The sequence below is a fragment of the Xanthomonas sp. genome (assembly GCF_017163755.1).
In the GTDB taxonomy this organism is placed as follows: Bacteria; Pseudomonadota; Gammaproteobacteria; order Xanthomonadales; family Xanthomonadaceae; genus Xanthomonas_A.
Genome location: NZ_JAFIWC010000002.1, coordinates 190,090 through 213,558, shown reverse-complemented (window position 1 = coordinate 213,558; position 23,469 = coordinate 190,090). Strand labels below are relative to the sequence as shown.

The 23,469-nt window shown below is 68.0% G+C and carries 18 protein-coding genes; 13 read left to right on the top strand and 5 right to left on the bottom strand.

Annotated elements, in window-relative coordinates; genetic code table 11:
• Positions 1-194 precede the first annotated feature (194 nt).
• Positions 195-428, top strand: a complete 234-nt coding sequence (locus JR065_RS02725) for a hypothetical protein (protein ID WP_206231865.1) — start codon at positions 195-197, stop codon at positions 426-428.
• Positions 429-1,249: 821 nt separating this feature from the next.
• Here JR065_RS02725 and JR065_RS02720 read toward each other — a convergent pair.
• The gene (locus JR065_RS02720; RefSeq protein ID WP_241093321.1) at positions 1,250-2,488 is read right to left on the bottom strand and encodes a sugar MFS transporter; all 1,239 of its coding nucleotides are present in this window, start codon (positions 2,486-2,488) and stop codon (positions 1,250-1,252) included.
• A 222-nt stretch (positions 2,489-2,710) separates the two neighbouring features.
• Between JR065_RS02720 and JR065_RS02715 the strand changes: the two genes are divergently transcribed.
• The 4 genes from JR065_RS02715 (at position 2,711) to JR065_RS02700 (ending at position 5,460) form a co-directional block, all read left to right on the top strand.
• Positions 2,711-3,004, top strand: a complete 294-nt coding sequence (locus JR065_RS02715; protein WP_206231861.1) for a hypothetical protein — start codon at positions 2,711-2,713, stop codon at positions 3,002-3,004.
• A gap of 336 nt (positions 3,005-3,340) precedes the next feature.
• Positions 3,341-3,940 (top strand): hypothetical protein, encoded by a 600-nt coding sequence (locus tag JR065_RS02710; protein WP_206231859.1) that lies wholly within the window; start codon positions 3,341-3,343, stop codon positions 3,938-3,940.
• Positions 3,941-3,950: 10 nt separating this feature from the next.
• Entirely contained in the window at positions 3,951-4,643 is a 693-nt protein-coding gene (locus JR065_RS02705) for a hypothetical protein (protein ID WP_206231857.1), read from the top strand.
• Between the two features lie 163 nt (positions 4,644-4,806).
• Positions 4,807-5,460 (top strand): YceH family protein, encoded by a 654-nt coding sequence (locus JR065_RS02700; RefSeq protein WP_206231856.1) that lies wholly within the window; start codon positions 4,807-4,809, stop codon positions 5,458-5,460.
• A gap of 174 nt (positions 5,461-5,634) precedes the next feature.
• On the opposite strand, the gene JR065_RS02695 is transcribed toward JR065_RS02700, so the two are convergent.
• Positions 5,635-6,177 (bottom strand): DinB family protein, encoded by a 543-nt coding sequence (locus tag JR065_RS02695; protein WP_206231854.1) that lies wholly within the window; start codon positions 6,175-6,177, stop codon positions 5,635-5,637.
• A gap of 2 nt (positions 6,178-6,179) precedes the next feature.
• Entirely contained in the window at positions 6,180-6,719 is a 540-nt protein-coding gene (locus tag JR065_RS02690) for a GNAT family N-acetyltransferase (RefSeq protein ID WP_206231852.1), read from the bottom strand.
• Between the two features lie 263 nt (positions 6,720-6,982).
• Here JR065_RS02690 and JR065_RS02685 point away from each other — a divergent pair, with 263 nt between their 5' ends.
• The 5 genes from JR065_RS02685 (at position 6,983) to JR065_RS02660 (ending at position 16,464) form a co-directional block, all read left to right on the top strand.
• Positions 6,983-8,764, top strand: coding sequence for an autotransporter assembly complex protein TamA (locus tag JR065_RS02685; RefSeq protein ID WP_206231849.1), 1,782 nt, complete (start codon positions 6,983-6,985; stop codon positions 8,762-8,764).
• Positions 8,761-12,597, top strand: coding sequence for a translocation/assembly module TamB domain-containing protein (locus tag JR065_RS02680; RefSeq protein WP_206231848.1), 3,837 nt, complete (start codon positions 8,761-8,763; stop codon positions 12,595-12,597). Before JR065_RS02685 ends, JR065_RS02680 begins: the two co-directional genes overlap by 4 nt.
• Positions 12,598-12,739: 142 nt before the next feature.
• Positions 12,740-13,219: a hypothetical protein gene (locus JR065_RS02675; RefSeq protein WP_206231846.1), complete on the top strand. Its 480-nt coding sequence runs from the start codon at positions 12,740-12,742 to the stop codon at positions 13,217-13,219.
• Positions 13,220-13,405: 186 nt separating this feature from the next.
• Positions 13,406-13,855: a hypothetical protein gene (locus tag JR065_RS02665; RefSeq protein ID WP_206231842.1), complete on the top strand. Its 450-nt coding sequence runs from the start codon at positions 13,406-13,408 to the stop codon at positions 13,853-13,855.
• Between the two features lie 464 nt (positions 13,856-14,319).
• A complete protein-coding gene (locus JR065_RS02660) occupies positions 14,320-16,464 on the top strand; it encodes a S46 family peptidase (protein ID WP_206231840.1) in 2,145 nt (714 codons plus the stop codon).
• Positions 16,465-16,835: 371 nt separating this feature from the next.
• Here JR065_RS02660 and JR065_RS02655 read toward each other — a convergent pair whose 3' ends face one another.
• Both JR065_RS02655 and JR065_RS02650 read right to left on the bottom strand, forming a co-directional pair.
• Entirely contained in the window at positions 16,836-17,444 is a 609-nt protein-coding gene (locus tag JR065_RS02655) for a hypothetical protein (RefSeq protein ID WP_206231838.1), read from the bottom strand.
• A gap of 307 nt (positions 17,445-17,751) precedes the next feature.
• Positions 17,752-18,312, bottom strand: coding sequence for a gluconokinase (locus tag JR065_RS02650; protein ID WP_206231837.1), 561 nt, complete (start codon positions 18,310-18,312; stop codon positions 17,752-17,754).
• Positions 18,313-18,463: 151 nt separating this feature from the next.
• Here JR065_RS02650 and JR065_RS02645 point away from each other — a divergent pair, with 151 nt between their 5' ends.
• The 3 genes from JR065_RS02645 to JR065_RS02635 all read left to right on the top strand — a co-directional run bounded on the left by JR065_RS02645 (position 18,464) and on the right by JR065_RS02635 (position 23,262).
• On the top strand, positions 18,464-19,849 hold the full coding sequence (locus JR065_RS02645) for an MFS transporter (protein WP_206231835.1): 1,386 nt from the start codon (positions 18,464-18,466) through the stop codon (positions 19,847-19,849).
• A complete protein-coding gene (locus JR065_RS02640; protein ID WP_206231832.1) occupies positions 19,846-22,245 on the top strand; it encodes a GH36-type glycosyl hydrolase domain-containing protein in 2,400 nt (799 codons plus the stop codon). The genes JR065_RS02645 and JR065_RS02640 overlap by 4 nt, the downstream gene beginning before the upstream one ends.
• 243 nt (positions 22,246-22,488) lie before the next feature.
• The gene (locus JR065_RS02635) at positions 22,489-23,262 is read left to right on the top strand and encodes a response regulator transcription factor (RefSeq protein WP_343237238.1); all 774 of its coding nucleotides are present in this window, start codon (positions 22,489-22,491) and stop codon (positions 23,260-23,262) included.
• Positions 23,263-23,469: the final 207 nt, after the last annotated feature.

Here is a 23,469-nt window from a genome sequence, read left to right as displayed (position 1 = left end):
GCCATGCGCGCACCTGTTTCCAGCCGGGCCGCCGTTAGCCGGTTGATCCTACTCGGGAAAACGTGGGGATACCTCAGACTCTGACCCATGTTTTCGGTTAGGAGTGGTGTAATTCAGAATGGAGGTGTCAATAAGATGCCAAAAGCATTTAATAGTAGAGTTGGTTTGCCAGGCAAAAACTAATGGAAAAGCTAATGGACAAATTAATTACCGTTGAGCAGGCTTATATGGCCATGTTTGAATATTGGTTGGAGGTTTATAAAAGGACGAACTCTGATGAAATTGGCACTGTGTTATCCGAGTTGAGCATTCTTGAGGATGGCTCCAGCGCTGATCCTGCTGCTATAAACGATTGGTTGCAGGTGATTGATAGGGTTGTTAAAGGAGAGCACGACATAAAATTTAAGATTCTCCCTGATGAACACTAAAGGAACTATTCTATCTTGGATAGCACGCTACTTCCTAGAGTGCATTTTCGGAAAATCGGGGGGTCAGAGTTTAGTTTCCCTGCTCATCTACATCCGTTGGAACCTGTGGCGCCAGCATGTGCTGAGCAACAGCCCTTCCTTGCGGCCATTAAACGCCGTTTCGGCCGTCGTGTCGGCCCCACTGCGCGGGTGTAGATAGCCGAAAGTCAACCTGACAGGAGGGAACGTGCGCTCTGATCCATGTTTTCGATTGGCGTGGGACTAAGCTCCACTTGACGACGTTAGGAGGTTAGAGATGATAAAAAAATACACTTGGCTCTCTGGATTAGCTGTTCTGCCTATTGGCTTGTTGTTGCCCTAAGTGTTGCGTTGGGCATATATATAGACGGATGCGGCACATTAGTATGTAAGTTTGCCGCTAGTGTCTTCGACTATCTTCTTGTGTTCGAATTCCTAGTTCCTACGCTTGCCCTGGTGCCGTCATTGACACTTGTGCTGATTCTAGTGCGACGGCGGACGGGTGACTGGCCAAGGGTTGAGCGACAGTTATGCATAGTAACCTGGCTATTAGTTATATTCTTTATATTTTCTATTCCTTCTTTTTAGGTTGGGCAACGTAGAATCTCACAAAATTGGAGTTTCGCTATCCATAAGGGCAGTACATAGGAATGATTGTTGCGATGGTGTAAAGTTCAAACGCAACGCATACAAGCTTCCGAGCGGCAAATTAATGTCGTTCGTGTGGAAGTGGTATGCGCCGACGGCACATCACCCCACGCAGTGCTGGATGCCGGATATCGTGAACGGCTACGCCTTCACCCTCACCGCACCCTCGCCCCCCAAACCGCATAGAAAAATACATACACCTCGCACGCCGCGGTCAGCAGGAAGGCGTTCTGCAGCCCGTAGGCATCGGCCAGCCAGCCCTGCACCACGACCAGCGCGCCGCCGGCGATCGCCATGATCAGCAGGCCCGAGCCTTCCTCGGTGAGCGGGCCGAGCCCCCTGATCCCCAAGGTGAAGATGGTGGGGAACATGATCGAGTGGAACAGGCCCACGGCGATCAGCGACCACATCGCGACCGGTCCGGTGGTGAAGACGGTGAGCAGCATCACCGCGAACGCGCCGACCGCGAACAGGGCGAGGATGGTTTCGGCGGCGATCGTGCGCATCAGCGCGCTGCCGACGAAGCGCCCCACCATCATGCCGCCCCACAGCAGGAACAGGTAGTGCGACGCCCGTTCGTGGGTGAGGTTGCCGATGTGGGGCTGCGAGACGAAGTTGATGAAGAGGTTGGATACGCCGATCTCGGCGATCAGGTAGATGAAGATGGCGGGTATGCCCAGGACCAGGTTGCGGTGCCGCCACAGCGAATGCTGTCCCCGCTGCTCGCGCGTGGCCCGCTGCGTGGCCTGGCCGAGCGCAGGCAGCTTGAAGCGGGCGATGACGACGGCGAGCACGATCAGCACCGCCGCGACGATCAGATAGGGCAGTTGCACCGACTGCGCGTCGGCCAGGCGTTCGGCCTGGGTCAGCGCGACCTCGCCCTGGGCGGTGCCCGAGGCCGAGCGCCCCAGGATCAGGTAGCCGCCGAACAGCGGCGCCAGCGTGGTGCCGACGGAGTTGAACGCCTGCACCAGGTTCAGCCGCGCGGACGCGGTCTCCGGCGCGCCGATGACCGCGACGTACGGGTTGGCCGCGACCTGCAGCAGGGTGATGCCGCTGGCGATGACGAACAGCGAGACCAGGGTGATGCCATAGGAGGCCAGCCGTGCCGCCGGGATCATGCCCAGCGCGCCGAGCGCCATGATGCCCAGCCCGATCACCAGCGCGCGCTGGTAGCCCACCCGCTCGATCAGCTTGGCCGCCGGAAGCGAGGCGAAGAAGTAGGCGATGAACCATACCGACTCGATCAGCGTCGCCTGGGTGTAGGTCAGGTCGAACACGCTGCGCAGATGCGGCAGCAGCGTGTTGTTGATGACGGTGATGAAGCCCCACATGAAGAACAGCGAGGCCAGCAACGACAGCGCCGCGCGATAGGAAGGCGAATTGCCGGCCATCGGCGCCGCTTGCGAGATCGGAGCCCCTGGCCCCACCGGTCCTGCCATCTGGATTGCTTCCTCCGATGTCGGCAACGCTGAGCGATAGCGATGCGGGCGGATCTTGCCGCGCCATGCCGGTATATGCGCCGTTTCCCGTGACCCACGGCATGGAAACGCATACCGCTCTTGCATGACGCGGGCGAAGCACAGACGGTAGCGGGAGTGGGCGACGGCCGACCAATGAATAAAATCGGCGCGGCTATACGACAATTGCAATGCTGCATTGCCGCACGGCGTTCAGAAGTCGATCCTGTCGCGAGCCGAGCCGAAGAACAGCCGGCATCGATCGTCCCGCTCATTCCTGCCTGCTCATTTCCGCTTGATAGGGTCGAGGCTTGGCATCCGGCGTCTCCGCAGCCGGCACCGGGTGTCATGAAGCGCAACACCAAGATGATGCTTGAGGTGGCGACTGCGACTTCCAATCGCCGCATCCGACGCAAGCACCGGCCGCAAACCGCGCTCCACCGCGCCTGATTGCGTGCGGCAAGTCCGGCGACCAGCCAGCGCAGGTGCGGCCGTTCAGAGCGCCGCGCCGCTCGCTCCGCATCGCCCGATCCGGCAGCGCCCGCAGCAGCAATGCGCTGGCAGGACGCTGTCGGGACCACCCCGACACATTGTCGGAAATCCTCGGATGGCGAGCGCAGCCGCGGCAGCGGAAAATGCGCACACGGCGGGCGATCTGTCCAAGCTCCTCTCGCCGGCAGCCGAATACGCAACGACCGCACACTCGCGCGGCGTTGCGCCATGGACGGAGTGGCTCGGCGACCGATAGAGCCGCGCCCGCGGACGCCACACGAAAGGAATCGAGTCATGAAAGGCGGAAAACTCAACGGGCTGTGCATGGCGCTGGCCGCCGCACTGACCACGTCCTGTGCCATCGTCGCCAACAGCCCGCAGCTGTATCTGTACGACGAGCCGGCAGACGGCGCACGCACGCGGCTGCGCCTGGTCGGTGCGATCGACGGTGCGGTGATCTATCCGGGTACGACCTGCAACCGCGGCCACGTGCCGGGCTTCGGGCGGCCCGCGTTCTCGCCGCTGACCGCGCACCGCGACCTGCAGATGCCGCGGCTGAGCGACACGCCGAAGCGGCCGCTCGAGGTCTATGTCCGCGCCGACGAGCCGGTGGTGCTGTCGTTCGCCGCCGGCGCGACGATGAGCGCGCCGTGTCCGCCCGCTCCGCCGGGCTATCGCATGGTCTGCGATCGCCCGATCGACCACGGGCCGACCTGTGTCAGCGCACGCACGTTCGTGCCGCAGCCCGGGCAGGACTACGAAGCCACGTTCGACTTCGGTGCCGGCGCCTGCAGCCTGGACATCTATGCCATCACCAAAGCGACCGACGGCCGGGTCGAGCGACGCTCGGTGCCCAGCCGTTCGCCCACCTGCCCCGCCAACCAGAATGGATAAGGAACGTTTCATGTCATTGAAGATGTCGATGTACGGGCTCGCGCTCGCCGCCGTTGCGCCGATGCTGGTCGGCTGCGCCACCGCGGGAAAGACCGCCTTCGTCGAGCCGGCGCAGGCGCCCTTGACCGTGCACGCCAGCACCGACTCCAAGACCCGCGGGTTGCGCGTGGTGCGGCGCGCGCATACGGCCAAGATGACCGGCCTGAAGGTGATGCAGGGCGTCTTCGGCGCCATGAGCGGCCAGGTGGTGACGGGCTTCAAGAAGGAAGACCTGCTGGGCGACCCGAACGAAGCCATCGTCGATCCCGCGCTCAGCCTCCTGCCGGCGACGCTGGAGAGCCGCCTGCGCGACTACGCCGCCGCGCATCCGCAGGCCCTGCCGCCGGCCACCTTCAAGGTGAAGGCGGAGGACTGGGTGCTGGTGTACAAGTCGCTGGCCGATGCGGACACCCCGTACGAACTGCGCTTCGCCGCCAGCATGGAAGCGCGGCCGGCGGACGTGAACGGCATGCGCCAGGCCGTGGTTTCGCAGCGCTGCACTCCGGGCGCCATCGAACTGCCGATCGGCGACTGGGAAGCCGACGACTACGCCAAGGTCAAGCAGCGCGCCAGCGAGCTCTCCGAGCAATGCGCCGCCGAATTCGTGCAGAACTTCCCCGACCTGTTCCATGCGCTCGACAGCGTGGCGGTGACGCAGCAATAGGCGCCGCCACGGCCGGTGCGGCAGTGCCGGCTCCCGCCGCGCCGTTGGCCGGATCGGCTGCAGCGACGCGCGATGCCGGCCGTGGCAGGCCGGTTCCGCAGCCCCGGCAGCGAGCCCGGCGCGGTTGCGCGGTATGCTTGCCGTCATTTGTTGGATGCCGACCATGACCGCCGACGCTCCTGCACTGCCGTTGCTCTCCGCCGTCGAGGCCCGCGCGCTGGGTTGCCTGATCGAGAAGGAAGCCACCACGCCCGATGCGTATCCGCTCACCGTCAACGCGACGGTGGTGGCGGCGAACCAGAAGACCTCGCGCGAGCCGGTGATGTCGCTGAGCCCGGGCGACGTGCAGCATGCACTTCGCCAGCTCGAGACGCGCGGCCTGGTGCGGCAGCAGTTCTCCTCGCGCGCCGAGCGCTACGAGCACCGCCTGATCACCGCCCTGGACCTCACCAAGCAGCAGCTGGCGCTGATCGGCCTGCTGTTGCTGCGCGGGCCGCAGACGGTCAACGAACTGCTGTCGCGCGCCGAGCGCATGGTGCGCCTGGCCGACGCGGAGGAAGTGCGCCACCAGTTGGACCGCCTGATCCAGCGGCAGATGGTGGTGCAGCTGCCGCGCGTCAGCGGGCAGCGCGAGGACCGCTACATGCACCTGCTCGGCGGGCCGGTGGATGTCGAGGCGCTGGCGGCGTCGTTCAGATCGCAGCCGGCGCAGGGCGGCAGCGAACTGGAGGCGCGGGTGCAGGCGCTGGAGGCGCAGGTGGACGAGCTGCGCGAGAGTCTGGCGCAGCTCAGGCAGCAGTTCGGCGCCGAGCAGTGAAGCAGTGAAGTAGGGCTTGCCCGGACAGGGCGCGTGCCGCGTGGGCGCCTGCGTAGGCACGAAGACGACGAAGCGCGTGTCGGCAGCGGGCGAGTGACGCCGCACCCTGCGCTCGCAAGCGCTATTCGGGTGGTCGGGTGCGAGGCCCAGGCTGCCCGTGCGTCGGCCCGCCGGTCAATCGGCGTCCAGTTGCGGAATCAGCATCAGCAGGTCGGTCGCGCCCATGTCCACGCCGGCCTGGCTGAGCAAGGTGGTGGCCTGGCCGCGGTGATGGGTCTGGTGGTTGAAGAAGTGCAGCAGCACGTCGCCGCAGCGGCGCCGGTGCGCATCGCCGCGGGTGGTGCGGTAGCTCAGCGTCGCGTCCAGGTCGGCCGCGGCCAGCTGCGCCATCCACGCGTCGATCATGGCGTCCAGCGCCTGCCGCTGCGGCCGCAGCCCGGCCAGCGTCGCCGCTTGCGGGGCATCCAGTGACGCCGGGGCCGGCGCGGCGGCGATCGCGCGCAAGGCGGCAGGCTGCGCCGGGTGCAGCGCGAAGCGGCGCAGCCAGATCGTATCGGCCACCACCAGGTGGTTGAGCGTGCCCAGGATCGAGCCGAAGAAGGCCCCGCGCGGCTGCGCCAGTTCTGAGTCGGACAGCGTGGCCGCCGCCGAATACAGGCGCTCGTTCATCCAGCGGTTGTAGCGCGCGAGCAGGCGCAGCGATTCCAGGGCGTCCATGCTCAGCCCGCCTGCGCCGTGGCTGCGCCCAGGTCGCGTACATACAGCCGCACGTCCGACGCCTCGGGCGCGATCCGGACCGTGCCCTGGCCGCGGAAGCCCAGGGCTTCCAGCAGCCGCGCCGACGCCGCGTTGCCCGGCGACACGATCGCGCACAGCCGCGGCAGCTTCAGTCCGTCGCGCGCATGCTCCAGCACCGCCTGCGCCGCCTCGCAGGCGTAACCGTGGCCGCGGTACTGCGGCAGCAGCGCGTAGCCGATATCCGGCGCGGGCAGGGCGGGGCGCAGCACCAGCCCGGCGACGCCGATCCAGGCATTGTCGTCGCGCCGCTCCACCGCATACAGGCCGAAGCCGTGCGCGGCGTAGCTGGCCACCGCGCCGTCGGCCAGGTAGGTGCGCGCCTGGGCCTCGTCGCGCACGCCACGGTCGCCGATATGGGTCAGGAAGCCGGGGTCGTTGAGCAGGGCCAGCATCGCCGCGGCGTCCCGGTCCGCCTCCAGTCGGCGCAGGCGCAGGCGCGCGGTTTCGACCACGATGGACACAAACGACTCCACGGGCAGCGAGGGGACGCCAGCGTGGCGCGACGCCGGTGGCTTGGCAAGGGGCGGCCCCGCGCGCGCGATGGCCAACGCCGGCCGGCGCACCCGGCCGCCGGCAGGGACGGGCGCTGCGGCGTCGGGCGCGGCCAAAGCCGCGCCGCATCTGGCTTGCCGCGCTTCCCGGCAGCGCGGTGCGGCCGCGGCCGGCCGGCGCGGCACCGGCGCCGGTTAGCAGCTTCACACAAGGTGTCGGTATTCTGGCGCCCATGCGATCCATTTCCCACTTCGCCGCCGCCCTGCTCGTCCTGTCGCTGGCCGGTGCCGCCCATGCACGCGGCACCATCGAAAAAGTGCAGATCCAGGGCCTGGACCAGGACGACGACGCGGCGATGATCGAGAACATCGAGGTCTCGCTGTCGCTGTACCAGGCGGTGGGCAAGGTGCAGGGCGAATCGCGCCTGGAATACCTGCTGGGCCAGGCCGAGCGGCAGGCGCGGCAGGCGCTGGAACCGTTCGGCTACTACACGCCCACGATCACCGTCGAAGCGCCGCGCGTGGACGACAAGCTCAACGTGACCCTGCACGTGAGCAAGGGCGAGCCGGTGCGGGTGCGCAACTTCCATGTGGCCATCACCGGCCCGGCCGAGGACGACCGCTACCTGGGCCAGGACCTGCAGAACTTCCGTCCCAAGGCCAAGGACGTCTTCGACCACACCACCTACGAGACCAGCAAGGTCGCCATCACCCGGCGCCTAGCCGAGCGCGGCTACTTCGACGCCGACTTCACCCAGCGCAAGGTCGAGGTCACCCGCGCCGACCACGCCGCCGACATCGACCTGAGCTGGGACAGCGGCCGCCGCTACAACATGGGCGCGATTCGCTTCCACCAGGACTACTTCCGCCAGGACCTTTTCGATCCATTGGTGTACTGGGACGAAGGCAGCTACTACCACGAAGGCAAGCTCGACCGCCTGCGCGAGTCGCTGGTCAAGCTGGACTACTTCAGCGTCGTCGACATCCAGACCAAGTCAGAGGAAGCCGACGCCAACGGCAACGTGCCGGTGGACGTGAACCTGACCCTGGCCAAGCGCAGCGTCTACACCAGCGGCGTCAGCTACGGCAGCGAGAGCGGCGCCGGCGTGCGCCTGGGCCTGGACCGGCGCTACGTCAACGCGCGCGGGCACAAGCTCAGCACCCAGCTGGACTACGCGCAGAACCGCAAGAGCCTGACCACCAGCTACCGGATCCCGGCATTCCGCTGGCTCGACGGCTGGTACACCGCCTCGGCGCGCGCCTACGACGAACAGACCGACTACATCGACCTGCGCAACCTCAAGCTCAGCGGCAGCCGCAGCGGCGAGATCAACGAGCACTGGACCGCGATCGCGTCGATCAACGCGCTGCGCGAGCGCTGGCGCTACGCCACCGACGAGGTGTTCGACGGCGCGCTGTACCAGTATTCGACCCTGGTCTATCCGCAGATCGAGGGCGACTACGTGGGCGTGGACGACCGGCTGTTCCCGCGCAAGGGCTTCAGCGGCAACGTCAGCCTGCGCGCCGGCGCCGAAGGGCTGGGCTCGGACGCCAGCTTCACCCAGGCGCACATGCGCCTGACCTGGTTCCAGGGCCTGGGCGCCAACAGCCGGCTGATCGTGCGCGGCGAAGCCGGCAGCACCTGGACCAACGCGCTGGTGTCGATGCCGCCGAGCCTGCGTTTCTTCGCCGGCGGCGACAACAGCATCCGTGGCTACGCGTTCCGCGAGGTCGGCCCGCGCACTCCCCGGCCCGACCGCTTCGCGCTGGGCGCCAAGCACGTGCTCACCGGCAGCGCCGAATACGAGCACTACTTCAAGGGCGGGCCGTGGGGCGGGGCGGTGTTCGTCGACAGCGGCAGCGCGTTCGACGACACCCCCGACTGGCACACCGGCGTGGGCTTCGGCGTGCGTTGGCGCTCGCCGGTGGGCCCGGTGCGGGTGGACATCGCGCACGGCCTCAACGACCCGGATTCGCAGTTCCAGCTGTACCTGAACATCGGAGCCAACCTGTGAGCGCGCCCACGCCCGCGTCGCCCGCGCCGCCGCCGCGCCGCCCGCGCTTCTACCGGCGCAAGCGTTTCTGGTGGGGCTCGGCGCTGACCGCGCTGGGCCTGACGCTGCTCGCGTTGATCGTGCTGTACTGGCTGCTGCAGACCGTGGCCGGGCGCGACGTGCTGCTGGCGCAGGTGGTGGCGCGGCTGCCGGCCGGCTCGTCGCTGACCTGGGACAAGGCCGAGGGGCCGCTGGCCGGGCCGCTGACCCTGCACAACCTGGACTTCCGCTACAACGACATCCACTTCACCGCCGAGTGCGCCTACCTGGATCCGGACATCCGCCCGCTGCTCGGCCGCAAGTTGCAGCTGGACCTGCTGCAGCTCAGCAACGCCAGCTTGAACCTGGCCAAGAGCGAGGAACCGTTCGAGCTGCCGAGCTGGCCGCAGTCGCTGCCGCAGATCGAGATGCCGCTGGCGCTGCAGGTCGACCGCATCGCCATCAACGGCTTGCGCATCACCCAGTCGCAGGAGCCGATGATCGACATCCGCACGCTGCACGGCGGGGTGGAAGTGGCCAACGGCGAGCTCCGCGCCAAGCACCTGGTGGTGACCAGCGATCGCGGCGATTTCCGCATCCACGGCGACTACGTGCCGCGCCAGGACTACAAGGCCGACCTGGTCGCCAGCGCGGTGCTGCCGGCGCCGCGCGGGCGCACGCCGGCGCGGCTGGGGCTGGTGGCGCGCGGCAACCTGGACAAGATGGAAGTGGCGATCGCCGGCCACGCGCCGGCGCCGCTGCGCGCCACGCTGATGTTCACCGGCCGCACCGATCCCACCTGGCAGTTCGCCGCCAGCAGCGCCGCGCTGGACCCGGCGTTGTTCGTGCCGCCGGCCGCCGCCGGCAGCGAACCCGCCGCGCCGCTGGCGTTCGACCTGAAGGCCGGCGGCAAGGGCGGCGACGCGAAGTTGCAGGGCCGGTTCGAGTACGCCGGCGACGTGGTGACGCTGGATCCGTCGAACGTGCGCCTGGACAACCAGGTGCTGACCGTGGCGCCGCTGCAGATCCGCGCCTTCGACGGGCAGGTGCGCCTGCGCGGCAGCGCCGATTTCCGCGACGCGGCCAATGCGCGCCTGCGCTTCTCGGTCAACGCCAGCGGCCTGAAATACGCCGCTGCGCCGGACCCGTCCACGCCGGATGCGCCGGCGGTGCCGCTGGAGCTGGTCGAGGCCAACCTCGGCCTGGCCGGCACCCTGAAGGACTGGGCCACCTACGGCGAGGCCACGGTCAGCCGCGGCGACGACACCGCCGAACTGCTGATCGATGCGCGCGGCAACGACCAGCGCGCGCGGCTGCAGCAGGTGCGCGCGACGATGCCCAGCGGCACGCTCGACCTCGGTGGCGAAGTGGCCTGGGCGCCGCACCTGGACTGGGACGTCAGCGCCACGCTGGCCGGGTTCGATCCGGGCTATTTCGCGCCGGGCTGGGACGGCAACCTGTCCGGCCAGCTCGCATCCAAGGGCAGGCAGCGGCCGCTGCGCGCCGACGGCGCGTCCGACGGCTACGAGGCCACGCTGGACGTGCCGCGCGTGAACGGCCGCCTGCGCAGCCGCCCGCTCGAGGCCAGCGGCAAGTTCGCGCTGCAGGGCGAGCAGGGCGAAGGCCAGTTGCAGCTGGCGCTGGGCGACAGCCGCGTGCAGGCCAAGGGCAAGGTGGGCGAGCAACTGGACATCGATGCGCAACTGCAGCCGCTGCAGCTGGCCGATCTGCTGCCCGGTGCCGCCGGCAGCCTGCGCGGCAGCGTGCAGGTCAAGGGCCGCCGCGACGCGCCCGACCTCACCGCCGACCTGGTCGGCAACGGCGTGAAGTGGGACGGCTACGGCGCCGACAGCGTCAGCCTGCGCGGGCGCCTGCCCTGGCGCGGCAGCGGTGGCGAACTGGCGTTGCGCGGCAGCGCGATCAGCGCCGGGCTGGCGCTGGACACGCTGCGCGTGGACGCGCGCGGCGCGGTGGAAAACCTGCAGCTGGACGCGCAAACGCAGAACGACATGGGCGCGCTCGCGTTCAACGGCCAGGTGCGCCGCGACGGCGCGCGCTGGCAGGGCACGCTGGCGTCGCTGCGCGTGGCGCCGGCCAAGGGCGAGCCGTGGCAACTGCGGCAGCCGGCGGGCTTCGCGGTGGCCGGCAGCAGCTTCACCCTGGCCGATGCCTGCCTGGGCGCGGCCGGCGGCGGCGCGCTGTGCGTGGCCGCGAACTGGCCCAAGCAGGGCCTGACCCTGCGCGGCGATGCGCTGCCGCTGTCGCTGATCCAGCCGTGGCTGCCGCCCAACAGCGGCCGCAAGATGTACCTGCGCGGCGAGCTCACCGTCGATGGCAGCTTCAAGCCGGCCGGCAACGCCTGGCAGGGCGCGCTGCGCCTGGCCTCGCGCGAAGGCGGGCTGCGCCTGGGCGACAACGCGCGCGGCGAACTGGTGCGCTACGACCAGTTCAGCTTCAACACCGAGTTCAGCGCCCAGCACATCCATTCCAAGCTCGGCGTCGGCTTCCAGGGCGACGGCTTCATCGACGCCACCGTCGATACCGGCTGGGACGCGTACTCGCCGCTCAACGGCGAGATCTACATGAACATGTCGCGGCTGTACTGGATGGAGCTGTTCTCGCCGGACCTGGTGCGGCCCAAGGGCCTGGTCGAAGGCCACGTCAGCCTGCGCGGCACGCGTTCGCAGCCGTCGATGGGCGGCAACGCCACGCTCAGCGGCTTCACCGGCGAACTGCCGGCGCTGGGCCTGACCCTGAGCGAAGGCAAGGGCCGCTTCGACGCGCAGCCGGACGGCTCGGCGCGCATCGTGGCCTCGGTGAAATCCGGCGAAGGCACGCTCGACGTGGACGGCGGCCTGTCGTGGTACGGCGACAGCACGCCATTGAAGCTCAACATCCGCGGCGACAACGTGCTGGTGTCCAACACCACCGAGCTGCGCGCGGTGGCCAATCCGAACATGCAGTTCGGCATCGCCAACAAGACCATGCAGCTGACCGGCGAGGTCACCGTGCCGTCGGCCGACATCGACCTGGAGCGGCTGGACCGCGGCACCTCGGTGTCCGAGGACGTGGTGGTGCTGGACCCGGCCGATCCGGAGGAAGCGCCTAGTTCGCCGCTGGAGATGGACCTGCGCGTGGTGCTCGGCGATGAGGTCAAGATGGCCGGCTTCGGCCTGAACGGCGCGCTGACCGGCGCGATGCAGGTGCGCTCGCGCCAGGGCCGCGAGATGACCGCCTCCGGCGGCCTGGACGTGAGCGGCCAGTACAAGGCCTACGGCCAGGACCTGACCATCAGCCGTGGCCAGCTGACCTGGAGCAACAACGTGGTCTCCGATCCGCGCATCAACATCCGCGCGCAACGCAAGATCGGCGACGTCACCGCCGGCATCGACGTCACCGGCCGCGCCACCGCGCCGCGCGCCGACGTGTGGTCGGACCCGTCGATGTCGCAATCCGAAGCGATGTCCTACCTGGTGCTCGGCCGCAGCCTCAGCAACGCCAGCAGCGACGAAGCCGACCAGGTCACCGCCGCGGCCAGCGCGCTGTCGGCCGGCAGCGGCCTGCTCGCCTCGCAGCTCGGCGCCCGCCTCGGCTTCGACGACGCCGGCGTCAGCCAGTCGCGCACCCTCGGCGGCTCGGTGGTGGGCTTCGGCAAATACCTGTCGCCCAAACTCTACGTGAGCTACGGTGTGTCGCTGATCGGCAGCGGTTCGGTCATCACCCTCAAATACCTGCTCGGCCGCGGCTTCGATGCGGAAGTGGAATCGAGCTCGGTGGAAAGCCGCGGGTCGCTCAATTGGCGGAAGGAGAAGTAGGTTCCTTGTGGGGAGCCTGGTGAGCAGCCGCACGGCTAGGCTGCAAAGCTTCGGTCCGACCAAGATGTTGACGCTTACCTCACTCTTCTTGTATTAATGCGTAATTCCCAGTGCAACGCCGCGCGATGTATTCGGCAAGCCCATGTCGATCCGGCGCCGTCGTAACTGCAGCGGTATTACGACCCCAGTCATCGGTAGGTTCCTCAGCATTGATCCGGTGGGTGTCAGTCCGGTTAACGGCTTCAACTTCAATCGATATTGGTGCGCCTCAAACAATCCTTACAAGAACACCGCTCCCGATGGGCGATGTGATGGTCCGTCGACATGCGCCATTGATCGCGACATAGTCGCCATGAATCGCGGCGACATGTCCCGCAGTGAATTTATGGATCGATCGGAGGCTAGGGCAGTCGGTGCGGCTATTGGTGTTGGGTTAATTGCCCTCAGCCGTGCGCCGGTTGCTGCGCCGGGCGTGGTCGCTGGCGCAAAGTCATTTTTTACGAAGCTTTTCGCGAGCAAGGCCGTGTTGACTCGCGCTCAGCAGCAAGCAACTAAGAAGGTTGACAACATCATTTCCAATAACACAAAGCCACATGATTTTGCTGGATGCGCATCGAGCTAAAGGGTGAGAAGACTGGATACGATCATGTCACCGAGATGAAAAATTCCGTGACTGCGTTGAAGGGTGCCGTGAAGAATTTGGAGGGAAGTATGAATAATCCAAGCTTGACGGCTGGGCAGCGCACTGCCATCGAGGGGGCTTTCAAACGAACGACTGAGACCATGGATAAAATGACGAGGGCGTTGAGTGGAAAATAAAGCTGATGATTTGCTGGATCAGCTCTACGCCTTGTCGGGGAATTCGAACAGAACCCCAGGGGGCGACCAATATTTTCTGGTTTCTTCTTCGTTGCATCATCCAAGTGAAGACGTGCGTGAGCGCGCAGTCTTTATTGGCGGTTTGAGATGGATGGACAAGGCCATTCTCGGTTACTTCAAAGACGCACTAATCTCAGGGGAAGAGGTTTCCGACAACATCCGCAGACTGATGATTGAGTGCTTGGTTTCGGAGGCTATTGAGCGAAGTGGATCGCGTGATTCTTTGGCTGGGTTCCTGGCTGACATACAGCGATCCTCCGGAAGTCAAAGTCTCGCGGGAAAGGCGGCCTTTGTTGGGATAAAAAGGCTAAAAGGGGAAATCAGCAAAAATGAATTTGCCGTACTTGATTACGATGACATCCATGTTAACGACGATTGACGGCCTTGCGGCGGGTTAAAACCCGCCCTAAGAAGCCGTAGAACTTGTAGGGCGGGACTTAACCCGCCGCAACAAGCAAAAGCCCGCGCACTGCGCGGGCTTTTGATGGTTATTGCTGGTTCGCCAGCATCGAGTCGAGCACCTGCGCGATGGCGGGTTGCTTGGCGTGGGCAGTGCCTCGATCTTTTCAAGCTGCCGAATCTTCTTCTGTGGTACTGCCTCCGGCCGATGGCCGCCATCTATTCGCAGGAGAATGAGTGGCGTAGACCGGGTTGACTATATTCTATGGCGGGAACCGCTGAGATACCCTGCCAATAGATCAACGATGCGCTAGATTTTATTAGGCCTCCTTCTAACAACCAGAGCGCGAGCGCATTGGCTGTGGCGATATATCAAGGTCGCGTATTGCTACTTGCTGCAATGGCAGGCTAAGGTCCGGAACTAGCTCGTAACGTGACGTTTGCATGCCCACATCTAAGAACCTCGCCTGCCTCACCCTGAGCCTTGCTCTCTCTGCCACCGCCCGTGCTGACGAAGGCATGTGGATGCCGTCGCAGTTGCCGGAGCTGGCCACGCCGCTGCGCAAGGCGGGCTTCCGCGGCGATCCGCGCGACCTGGCGGCGGTGACGCAGCCGCCGTTGAGCGCGGTGGTGAAGGCCGGTGGCGGCACCGGCGCTTTCGTGTCCGGCGACGGGCTGTTGCTGACCAACCACCACGTGGCCTACGGGGTGATCCAGTACAACACCTCGGCCGGCGAGAACCTGATCGACAACGGCTTCATCGCACGCGACCGCGGCGACGAGCGCGCGGCCAATCCGGATTTCCGGGTGCTGGTGACGGTGGGCTTCGACAAGGTCACCGACGAAGTACTGGGGCAGGCCAGGGGCAAGACCGGGCGTGCGTACTTCGATGCGGTGGATGCGGCGAGCAAGCGCATCGTCGCCGACTGCGAGCGCGAGGGCGGGGTGCGCTGCAGCGTGGCCAACATGTACTACGGCACCGACTTCTACCGCATCCGCCAGCTCGAGCTGCGCGACATCCGCCTGGTGTACGCGCCGCCGCGCGCGATCGGCAACTACGGCGACGAGATCGACAACTTCATGTGGCCGCGCCACACCAGCGATTTCACCCTGCTGCGCGCCTACGTGGGCAAGGACGGCAAGCCGGCCGACTACAGCGCCGACAACGTGCCGTACCAGCCGCCGGCGCACTTGCAGATCGCCACGCAGGGCCCGAAGGCCGGCGACTACGCGATGCTGGCCGGCTATCCCGGCATCACCTACCGGCACCGCACCGCGGCCGAGTTCGACGAGCAGGTGAATTCGACCCTGCCGCAGCGCGTGGCGGTACTCGACGCGATGATCGCGGTCATCGAGGCGGCCGGCAAGGCCGACGCCGAAGCGCGCACGCGCTATGCGGCGCAGCTGCAGTCGCTGAAGAACAACCGCAAGCGCGCGGCCGGCGAACTGGAAGGATTGCGGCGCAGCGACGCGGTGCGGCTGCGCGGCGAGGACGAGCGCGGCATGCTCGCCGCCGCCACCGGCGAGGACGCGCGCGCGATCGCCGCGTTGCAGGCCTCGCTGGCGCAGGGCGCGGCGGTGCGCGAGCGCGATGCGCTGTTAGCGCTGATCGGCAGCCAGACCCAGTTGCTGTCCTCGGCCCTGGTGCTGGAGCGGTTGCGGCTGGAGTCGGCCAAGCCCGACGCGCAGCGCGAGAGCGGCTACCAGCAGCGCGACCACGCGCTGATCGAGGGCAAGCTGAAACAGGTGCAGCGGCGCTATTCGCCGGCGGTGGAGAAGGCGCTGCTCGGCACGCTGCTGACCCGCTACCAGCAGTTGCCCGATGCGCATCGCGTGGCGGCGTTCGACGCGGCATTCGGACGCACGCCGGCGCAGCTGCAACAGGCGCTGGACGCCCTGTATGCCGGCACGAAACTGGGCACGGAAGCCGAGCGCCTGTCGCGCTTGGCCGCCGCTCGCGAAGGCAAGGCGCTGGCGGCCGATCCGCTGCTGGCGCTGGCCACCACGCTGGTGCCGGCGCAGCTGCAGCTGGAGGACGCGCGCAAGGCACGCGAAGGCGAGCAGCTGCGCCTGCGCCCGGCGTACATGCATGCGCTGGTCGGCTGGCGCAAGCAGCAGGGCCGCGCGGTGTACCCGGACGCCAACGGCACCCTGCGGATCAGCTACGGGCGGGTCGAGCCGCTGGCGCCGCGCGACGCGGTGAGCTTCGCGCCGTTGACCACGGTCGCCGGGATCGTCGAGAAGCACACCGGGCAGGTGCCGTTCGATGCGCCGCAGCCGCTGCTCGAGGCGATCGCCAAGGGCGATTTCGGCAGCACCGCCGATGCGCAGCTGAAGACGCAGCCGGTGAACTTCCTGACCAACCTGGACACCACCGGCGGCAATTCCGGCTCGCCGGTGCTCAACGCGCGCGGCGAGCTGATCGGGCTGAACTTCGACAGCAACTGGGAGGCCGTCAGCGCCAGCTGGTGGTACGACCCGCGCTACAAGCGCGCGATCCACGTGGACATGCGCTACCTGCGCTGGCTGCTGGCCAAGGTGTATCCGGCGCCGCAGCTGTTGCAGGAGATGGGCTTGCCGAAGGAGTGAGGCGGGCACGGCGGTGGCCGATGGCCGTATCGTCCATGCGCTCGTAGCGATAACCGCCAGGATGGGCCTCGATTGGACGCTTGCGGCTGGCGCGCAGATCGGGCTCGCGGGCAGTGCTGCGCGCTCTACGCCTGCGCATGTTGCCGCGCCGCTTCGCGGGCAAGGCGTGGCGGCGCACGTCGTCCCGGGGCGGTCGGCTTCGCTCAGTTCCTGCCGGAGCTCGCCCACCGGCGGGCTGTTGGCGGGTTCGGCCATGTCCGCCTGGCGAGCGAGCGCGAGCGGGCAGATCCCGGGCGCCGACTGGCAAGCGAGCGCGGGCTGCAGATCCGGACTTCGGTGTACCTCGCGTTGCCGGCGCCCGGCAACGCCGTTCAACGCTGCACCGGCGTGCGCACCTCCACCGGCTCCGGCGGCGTCAGCCGCTTCTTCGGCAGCCTGGGCGCGCGAATGTCGGGCACGGTCATGATCGGCGGCCGCGCATCGACCAGGCAGCCGCTGATGTGGTAGTCGCCGGTGACCGCGCGGGCGTGATCGTTGCCGCGGTAGGCCACGAACTTGATCCGGGTGCCGCGGTCGGCGTACAGCGCCCCGTCCTTCGCCGCGCTGTAGAGCGCCGCGCCGTTCTCCACGCGCAGGTCGTACCACTCGTCGACGCCTGCGGCGTTGAGCGCCAGATTGCCCGCCCGCAGCCCGGGCTCGCGCAGCGTGGCCTTGAGCCGGCGCAGTTCCAGGAACTTGTCGGCGGGAATGAACTCGGACGAGGCGCCCGCGCCGCTGAAGCCGGCCGGTATCGCGAACGTGCCACGGTTCTCGAACGGCCGCGCGCAGCGGACGCTGCTCACGGGAACGTCCGGGCGCGGCAGGTCGGTGCGCTTGTCCAGTTCGCGATTGGGCGGCGGTGCCGCCGTGGCCATGCCGCACAGGCACAGGCACAGCGCCATCAGGGTCGGCGGCAGGCGGTGGCGCGCGAGGTGGTTCATGTCGGTCCTTCGGGTGGCGGGTCGGGTGGAACGGCGCGCCTGGCTCAGGCAATGCGGTCCTTCCCAACCTATAACGCGGTCGGCCTGGATTTCAGGACACGCCGGCGCACTGGCGGCCGGTCGCCCAGGGCCGGCGTGGCGCGGACTTCTTTGTATGCGCCATGTCGAAATCCTCACGCCTCGCGATGGCGGGCAGCGAACAGCGGCTTGGAGCGCGGGGCGTGCGCACGTGTGCGTATCAACCGCGTCGCATCCCGTACCCGTGCGTCGCAACCGGCCGCATCAAGCCCGTGCGTCGCGGACACGTTCACGGCGAGCTGCGTGACCGCGCCCCGGCGTCGGCATCGAGCTGCGCGATCGCATCGGCGACCACCGCATCGAACGGCTTGTCCACGTCCACCGAGATCACGTCGCGCTCTTCCAGCGGCAGTTCCAGCGTGTCGAACTGGCTGTCGAGCAGGCTCACCGGCATGAAGTGACCGCTGCGGTGCGCCAGGCGCTGGGCGATGACGTGCGCGGCCGCGTGCAGGAACACGAAGCGCAACGGCACGCCGCTGTCGCGCAGCTGCTGGCGGTGCGCGCGGCGCAGGCCGGAGAAGGCCAGCACCAGCGCCTGCCCGTCGGCCACGCGTTCGCGCAGCTGCGCGGCCAGCGCCGCCACCCACGGCGCGCGCATCGCGTCGGTCAGCGGCTGCCCGCCGGCCATGTGCGCGCGCGCCGCGTCGCTGTGGAAGTCGTCCGCGTCCAGGAACAGGTAGCCGTAGTGCGCCGCCAACGCCTGGGCGACGCTGGTCTTGCCGCTGCCCGAGACGCCCATCACCACGATGGCCTCGGCGGTGTGCAGGTTGGTTGCTGGCGTTGCGTCCATCACGTGCGGTTATACCTTGGGACGGGTTTGGCATGACGCGGCGGCAGGCGTTGGCGGTGCGCGCGGCAGTGGTGTAGCGTCGTGCGCCAATACCGCCGCAGCCCACGCTGCGATGGCTCAATCATCGCACGACTGCCCACAGGAACCGCCGATGCCGCCACCGACATCCCCGCCGCGTGCCGACGCGCCACTGCGCTGGAAGGAAAAGTTCGGCTACGGCATCGGCGACATGGGCTTCAATTTCTACTGGGCCAACATCTCCGCGTTCCTGCTGATCTTCTACACCGACACCATGGGCCTGCCGGCCGCGGCGGTAGGCACGATGATCCTGCTGACCAAGGTGGTCGACGCGATCACCGATCCGGTGATGGGGGCGATCGCCGACCGTACGCGCTCGCGATGGGGCAAGTTCCGTCCCTATCTGTTGTTCGCCGCGGTACCGATGGCGGTGTCCGGGGTGCTGGCCTATACCACGCCGGCGCTGGACCAGGATGGGCGCCTGCTCTGGGCGTACGCGACGTTCATGCTGCTGATGCTGATGTACACGGTGATCAGCATCCCGTACTCGGCGCTGTCCGGGGTGATCACCTCCGACAGCCAGCAACGCACCACGCTGATCAGTTTCCGCTTCATCGCCGCCTTCGCCGGCACCACCCTGGTCAACTACGCCACGCTGGACATGGTGCGCTGGTTCGGCGGCGGCGACGACGCGCTGGGCTGGCAGCGCACGATGATGGTCTATGGCGTGGTCGCGGTCGTGCTGTTCGTGACCGTCTTCGCCACCACCCGCGAGCGGGTGCAGCCGTTGCCGCAGCAGCGCTCGCCGGTGCTGCAGGACATCGCCGACCTGCTGCGCAACCCGCCGTGGCGGGTGCTGTTCGTGCTGGCGCTGATCATCATGGTCAGCATCGTGATGCGCGGCGGCGCCGGCGTGTACTACTTCAAGTACTACATCGGCCGTCCCGAGCTGACCGGCTGGTTCCTGGGCAGTTATTCGGTGGCGCTGGCGGTGGGCGCGGCGGCTACGCCGCTGCTCACGCGCCGGTTCGACAAGCGGCGGCTGATGATGGCGCTGATGGCGATCGTCGGCGTGCTCAGCTGCGCGATGTTCCTGATCCCGCGCGAGGCGATTTGGGCGCTGTTCGCGATGAACATCCTGATCGGCCTGGCGCTGGGGCCGAAGTCGCCGCTGGCGTTCTCGATGTACGCCGACACGGCCGACTACACCGAATGGAAGAGCGGGCGCCGCGCCACCGCGATGACGTTCTCGGCGGCCACGTTCTCGCAGAAGCTAGGCGGCGCGCTGGCCTCGGCCTGCATCGCCTGGATGCTGGCGGGCATGGGCTATGTCGCCAACCAGGCGCAGAGCGACGCCTCGCAGCTGGGCATCGTGCTGCTGTTGACGGTGATCCCCGGCCTGGTCGCGCTGCTGGCGGCGTGGACGATGCGCTTCTATCCGCTCAGCGACGCGATGCTGGTGCAGATCCAGCAGGAGCTGGACGCGCGCAAGCAGGCCGCGCGCGAGACGGCGCCATGACCACCACCACGACCGATACGAGCGACACGATGGATCTGCTGTCCCCGACCGACCACGGCGAGCGCTACGACCTGTACAGCCCGACCGCGATGCCGAGCGCCGGCGGCTTCCTGTGGAACCGGCGGATGATGATCCAGGTGACCTGCCGCGGCTACGCCACCGCGCAGTTCATGCAGCCGGAGCCGGCCAAGTACGCGCATGCGCCGAACCTGGAGGCCAGGACCTTCATGCAGCCGGAGCAGCCGTACTACGCGCACCATCCGGGGCGCTTCGTCTATCTGAAGGACGAGGACAGCGGCGCGCTGTATTCGGTTCCGTACGAGCCGGTGCGCGCGACCCCGCAGCGGTTCCGTTTCTCGGTGGGCAAGCGCGACATCGCCTGGTGCGCGGCCTACGACGGCATCGAAGTGGAACTGCGCCTGCAGCTGCCGGTCGACGACTGCGTGGAACTGTGGCAGTGCCAGGTGCGCAACCTCAGCGGCCGCGCGCGCCGGATCAGCGTGTACGCGTACTTCCCGGTGGGCTACATGTCGTGGATGCACCAGAACGGCGAGTACCGCGCCGACCTGGGCGGCATCGTCTGCAGCAGCGTCACCCCGTACCAGAAGGTGGAGGACTACTTCCGCAATCGCGAGTTCAAGGACCGCACCTTCCTGCTGCACGAACGCGCGCCCGACGCCTGGGACGCGCGCCAGTCGGCGTTCGAAGGCGAGGGCGGGCTGCACGCGCCCTCGGCGCTGCGGCAGGCGCAGCTCGGCGGCAGCGACGCGCGCTACGAAACCCCGACCGCCGCGCTGCAGTACCGCCTGGCGCTGGCGCCGGAACAGCACGAGTGCCTGCGCTTCCTGTTCGGCCCGGCGCGCGACGACGCGGAGATCGGCGCGTTGCGGCAGCGCTACCTGTCCGCCGCCGGCTTCGCGCAGGCCGCCGCGGACTACGCCGACTACCTGGCCGACGCGCGCGGCTGCCTGCACATCGCCACGCCCGACCCGGGCCTGGACAACCTGGTCAACCACTGGCTGCCGCGGCAGGTGTTCTACCACGGCGACGTCAACCGCCTGACCACCGACCCGCAGACCCGCAACTACCTGCAGGACCACATGGGCATGAGCTTCCTGCAGCCGCGTGCGGCGCGTGCGGCGCTGCTGCGCGCGCTGTCGCAGCAGGAAGCCAGCGGCGCGATGCCCGACGGCATCCTGCTGGTCGAAGGCGCGGAACTGAAGTACATCAACCAGGTGCCGCACACCGACCACTGCGTGTGGCTGCCGGTGTTCCTGTCGGCGTACCTGGACGAGACCGGCGATGCGGCGCTGCTGGACGCGCCGGTGCGCGGCGAAGACGGGCGCAGCGCCAGCGTCGCCGAGCGCCTGGATGCGGCGATGCGCTGGCTGCTGGCCGCGCGCGACGCGCGTGGCCTGAGCTATATCGCGCAAGGCGACTGGTGCGATCCGATGAACATGGTGGGCTACCAGGGCCGCGGCGTGTCCGGCTGGCTGTCGGTGGCCACCGCGTATGCGCTGCAGCTGTGGGCGTCGATCTGCGAGCGCCACGGCAGGACCGCGCCGGTGGCCGAATTCCGCGCCGGCGCGGCCGAGGTCAACGCCGCGGTCAACCGCCAGCTGTGGGACGGCGACTGGTACGCGCGCGGCATCACCGACGACGGGGTGGCGTTCGGGGTCAAGGACGATGCCGAAGGCCGCATCTACCTCAATCCGCAGAGTTGGGCGATGCTGGCCGGCACCGCCGACGCGGCGCAGCGCGAGCGCATGCTGCAGGCGATCGACGCGCAGCTGGACACGCCGTACGGGCCGACGATGCTGGCGCCGCCGTACACCGCGATGCGCGAGGACGTCGGCCGGCTGACCCAGAAGCATCCGGGCTCGGCGGAAAACGGCTCGGTCTACAACCATGCCGCCGCGTTCTACCTGTACAGCCTGTACGCGATCGGCGACGCCGACCGCGCCTGGCGCGTGCTGCGCGCGATGATCCCGGGGCCGGACCCGGCCGACTACCTGCAGCGCGGCCAGCTGCCGGTGTTCGTGCCCAACTACTACCGCGGCGCGTGGCGCGAACTGCCGCGCACCGCCGGGCGTTCCAGCCAGCTGTTCAACACCGGCACCGCGGCATGGCTGTACCGCTGCCTGCTGGAAGGCCTGTTCGGGCTGAAGGGCGAGGGCGATGCGTTGCGCGTGCAGCCGCAGCTGCCGTCGCACTGGGCGCAGGCGCAGGTGCAGCGGCGCTTCCGCGGCGCGCTGTTCGAGGTGCAGATGCGGCGCGACGCCGCGTGCACCGCCACGCGCGTGAGCGTGGACGGCGTCGTGCTGCCGGCGCCGCGGATCGGCGGCATCGAGCCTGGCCGCCGCTATCGCGTGCAGGTGTTGCTGCCGCCAGGCTGAGCCGGCGCTTGCGCGACACCGCGAACGCGATCGGAAGAAGCCGCCAATCGATGCGCTGACGCTCTGAGCCGATAACGTCGATGGCGTCGATGGCGTCGAAATGCACGCTCGCCGCGCAGAGCTGCAGCCTGCGTCGCCGATTCGAACGCGGTCCGAACGCTCCTGTCATGCGCCCCTAACGCGGCAAGCGCGCAAATGACACGTGTTAGCATTTCCGCCGCATCATCGGGAGAGAGACGCGCAGTGGTTGATGCACAGGGCAAGGCGGACGCCGCGGCAGCGGCGCCGGACGCCACGTCGCTGGCCGGCTTGACGGTCGTGGTGGTGGAAGACGATGCCGAGATGCGCGACATCATCGTCGACGAGCTCGGCTTCCGCGGCGCGCAGGTCCACGGGCTGGACAGCGCCGAAGCGCTGTACCGGCATCTGTCGGTGCACCCTTGCGACATGGTGGTGCTCGACGTCGGGCTGCCCGGCGAGAACGGGTACACGGTGGCGCGGCACCTGCGCCAGATCGCGCGGGTCGGCATCGTGATGCTGACCGGCCGCGGCGGCGCCGGCGACATGGCGCACGGCCTGCACCAGGGCGCGGACCTGTACCTGGTCAAGCCGTTGGACCCGGCGGTGCTCGCGGCCGCGTTGCAGAGCCTGCGCCGGCGCCTGGCCCCGGCGGCGACCGTCACGGCCGCCCCGGCGGCGGCCACGCCAGCCACGCCGGCCGCGCGCTGGCGCCTGGCCGACGATGGCTGGACGTTGCAGTCGCCCGGCGGCGCGTCGCTGGCGCTGACCGAGTCCGAACGCGGCTTCCTGCGCCCGTTGTTCGCCGCGGCCGGCACGCCGGTGGACCGGGAAACGCTGATCGCCGCGCTCACCGACCAGCCCTGGGATTTCGATCCGCACCGGCTGGAAACGCTGGTGCACCGGTTGCGCACGCGCGTATCCGGCGCTTGTGGGCAGCCGTTGCCGGTGCGGGCGCTGCGCGGCAGCGGTTACCTGCTGGTGGCCGGCGCCGAGTGAATCCGCGTCGCCGACGCGGACTCATCCACGGCGTCCTGTTCGGCGACGCGTTCGACAAGCGCGGCCGGGTGTTGCCGAAGCGCCGCCTTCGCGACGCGGCGATACCGGGAGCTGGGTCGACGTAGGAATGCGCTCCTGCGCGAAGCGACCGCTGCCCCCTGGCAGAGGGAAGTCCGTCGCCGGACCGGGGAGATCGGCGGGCTCCTT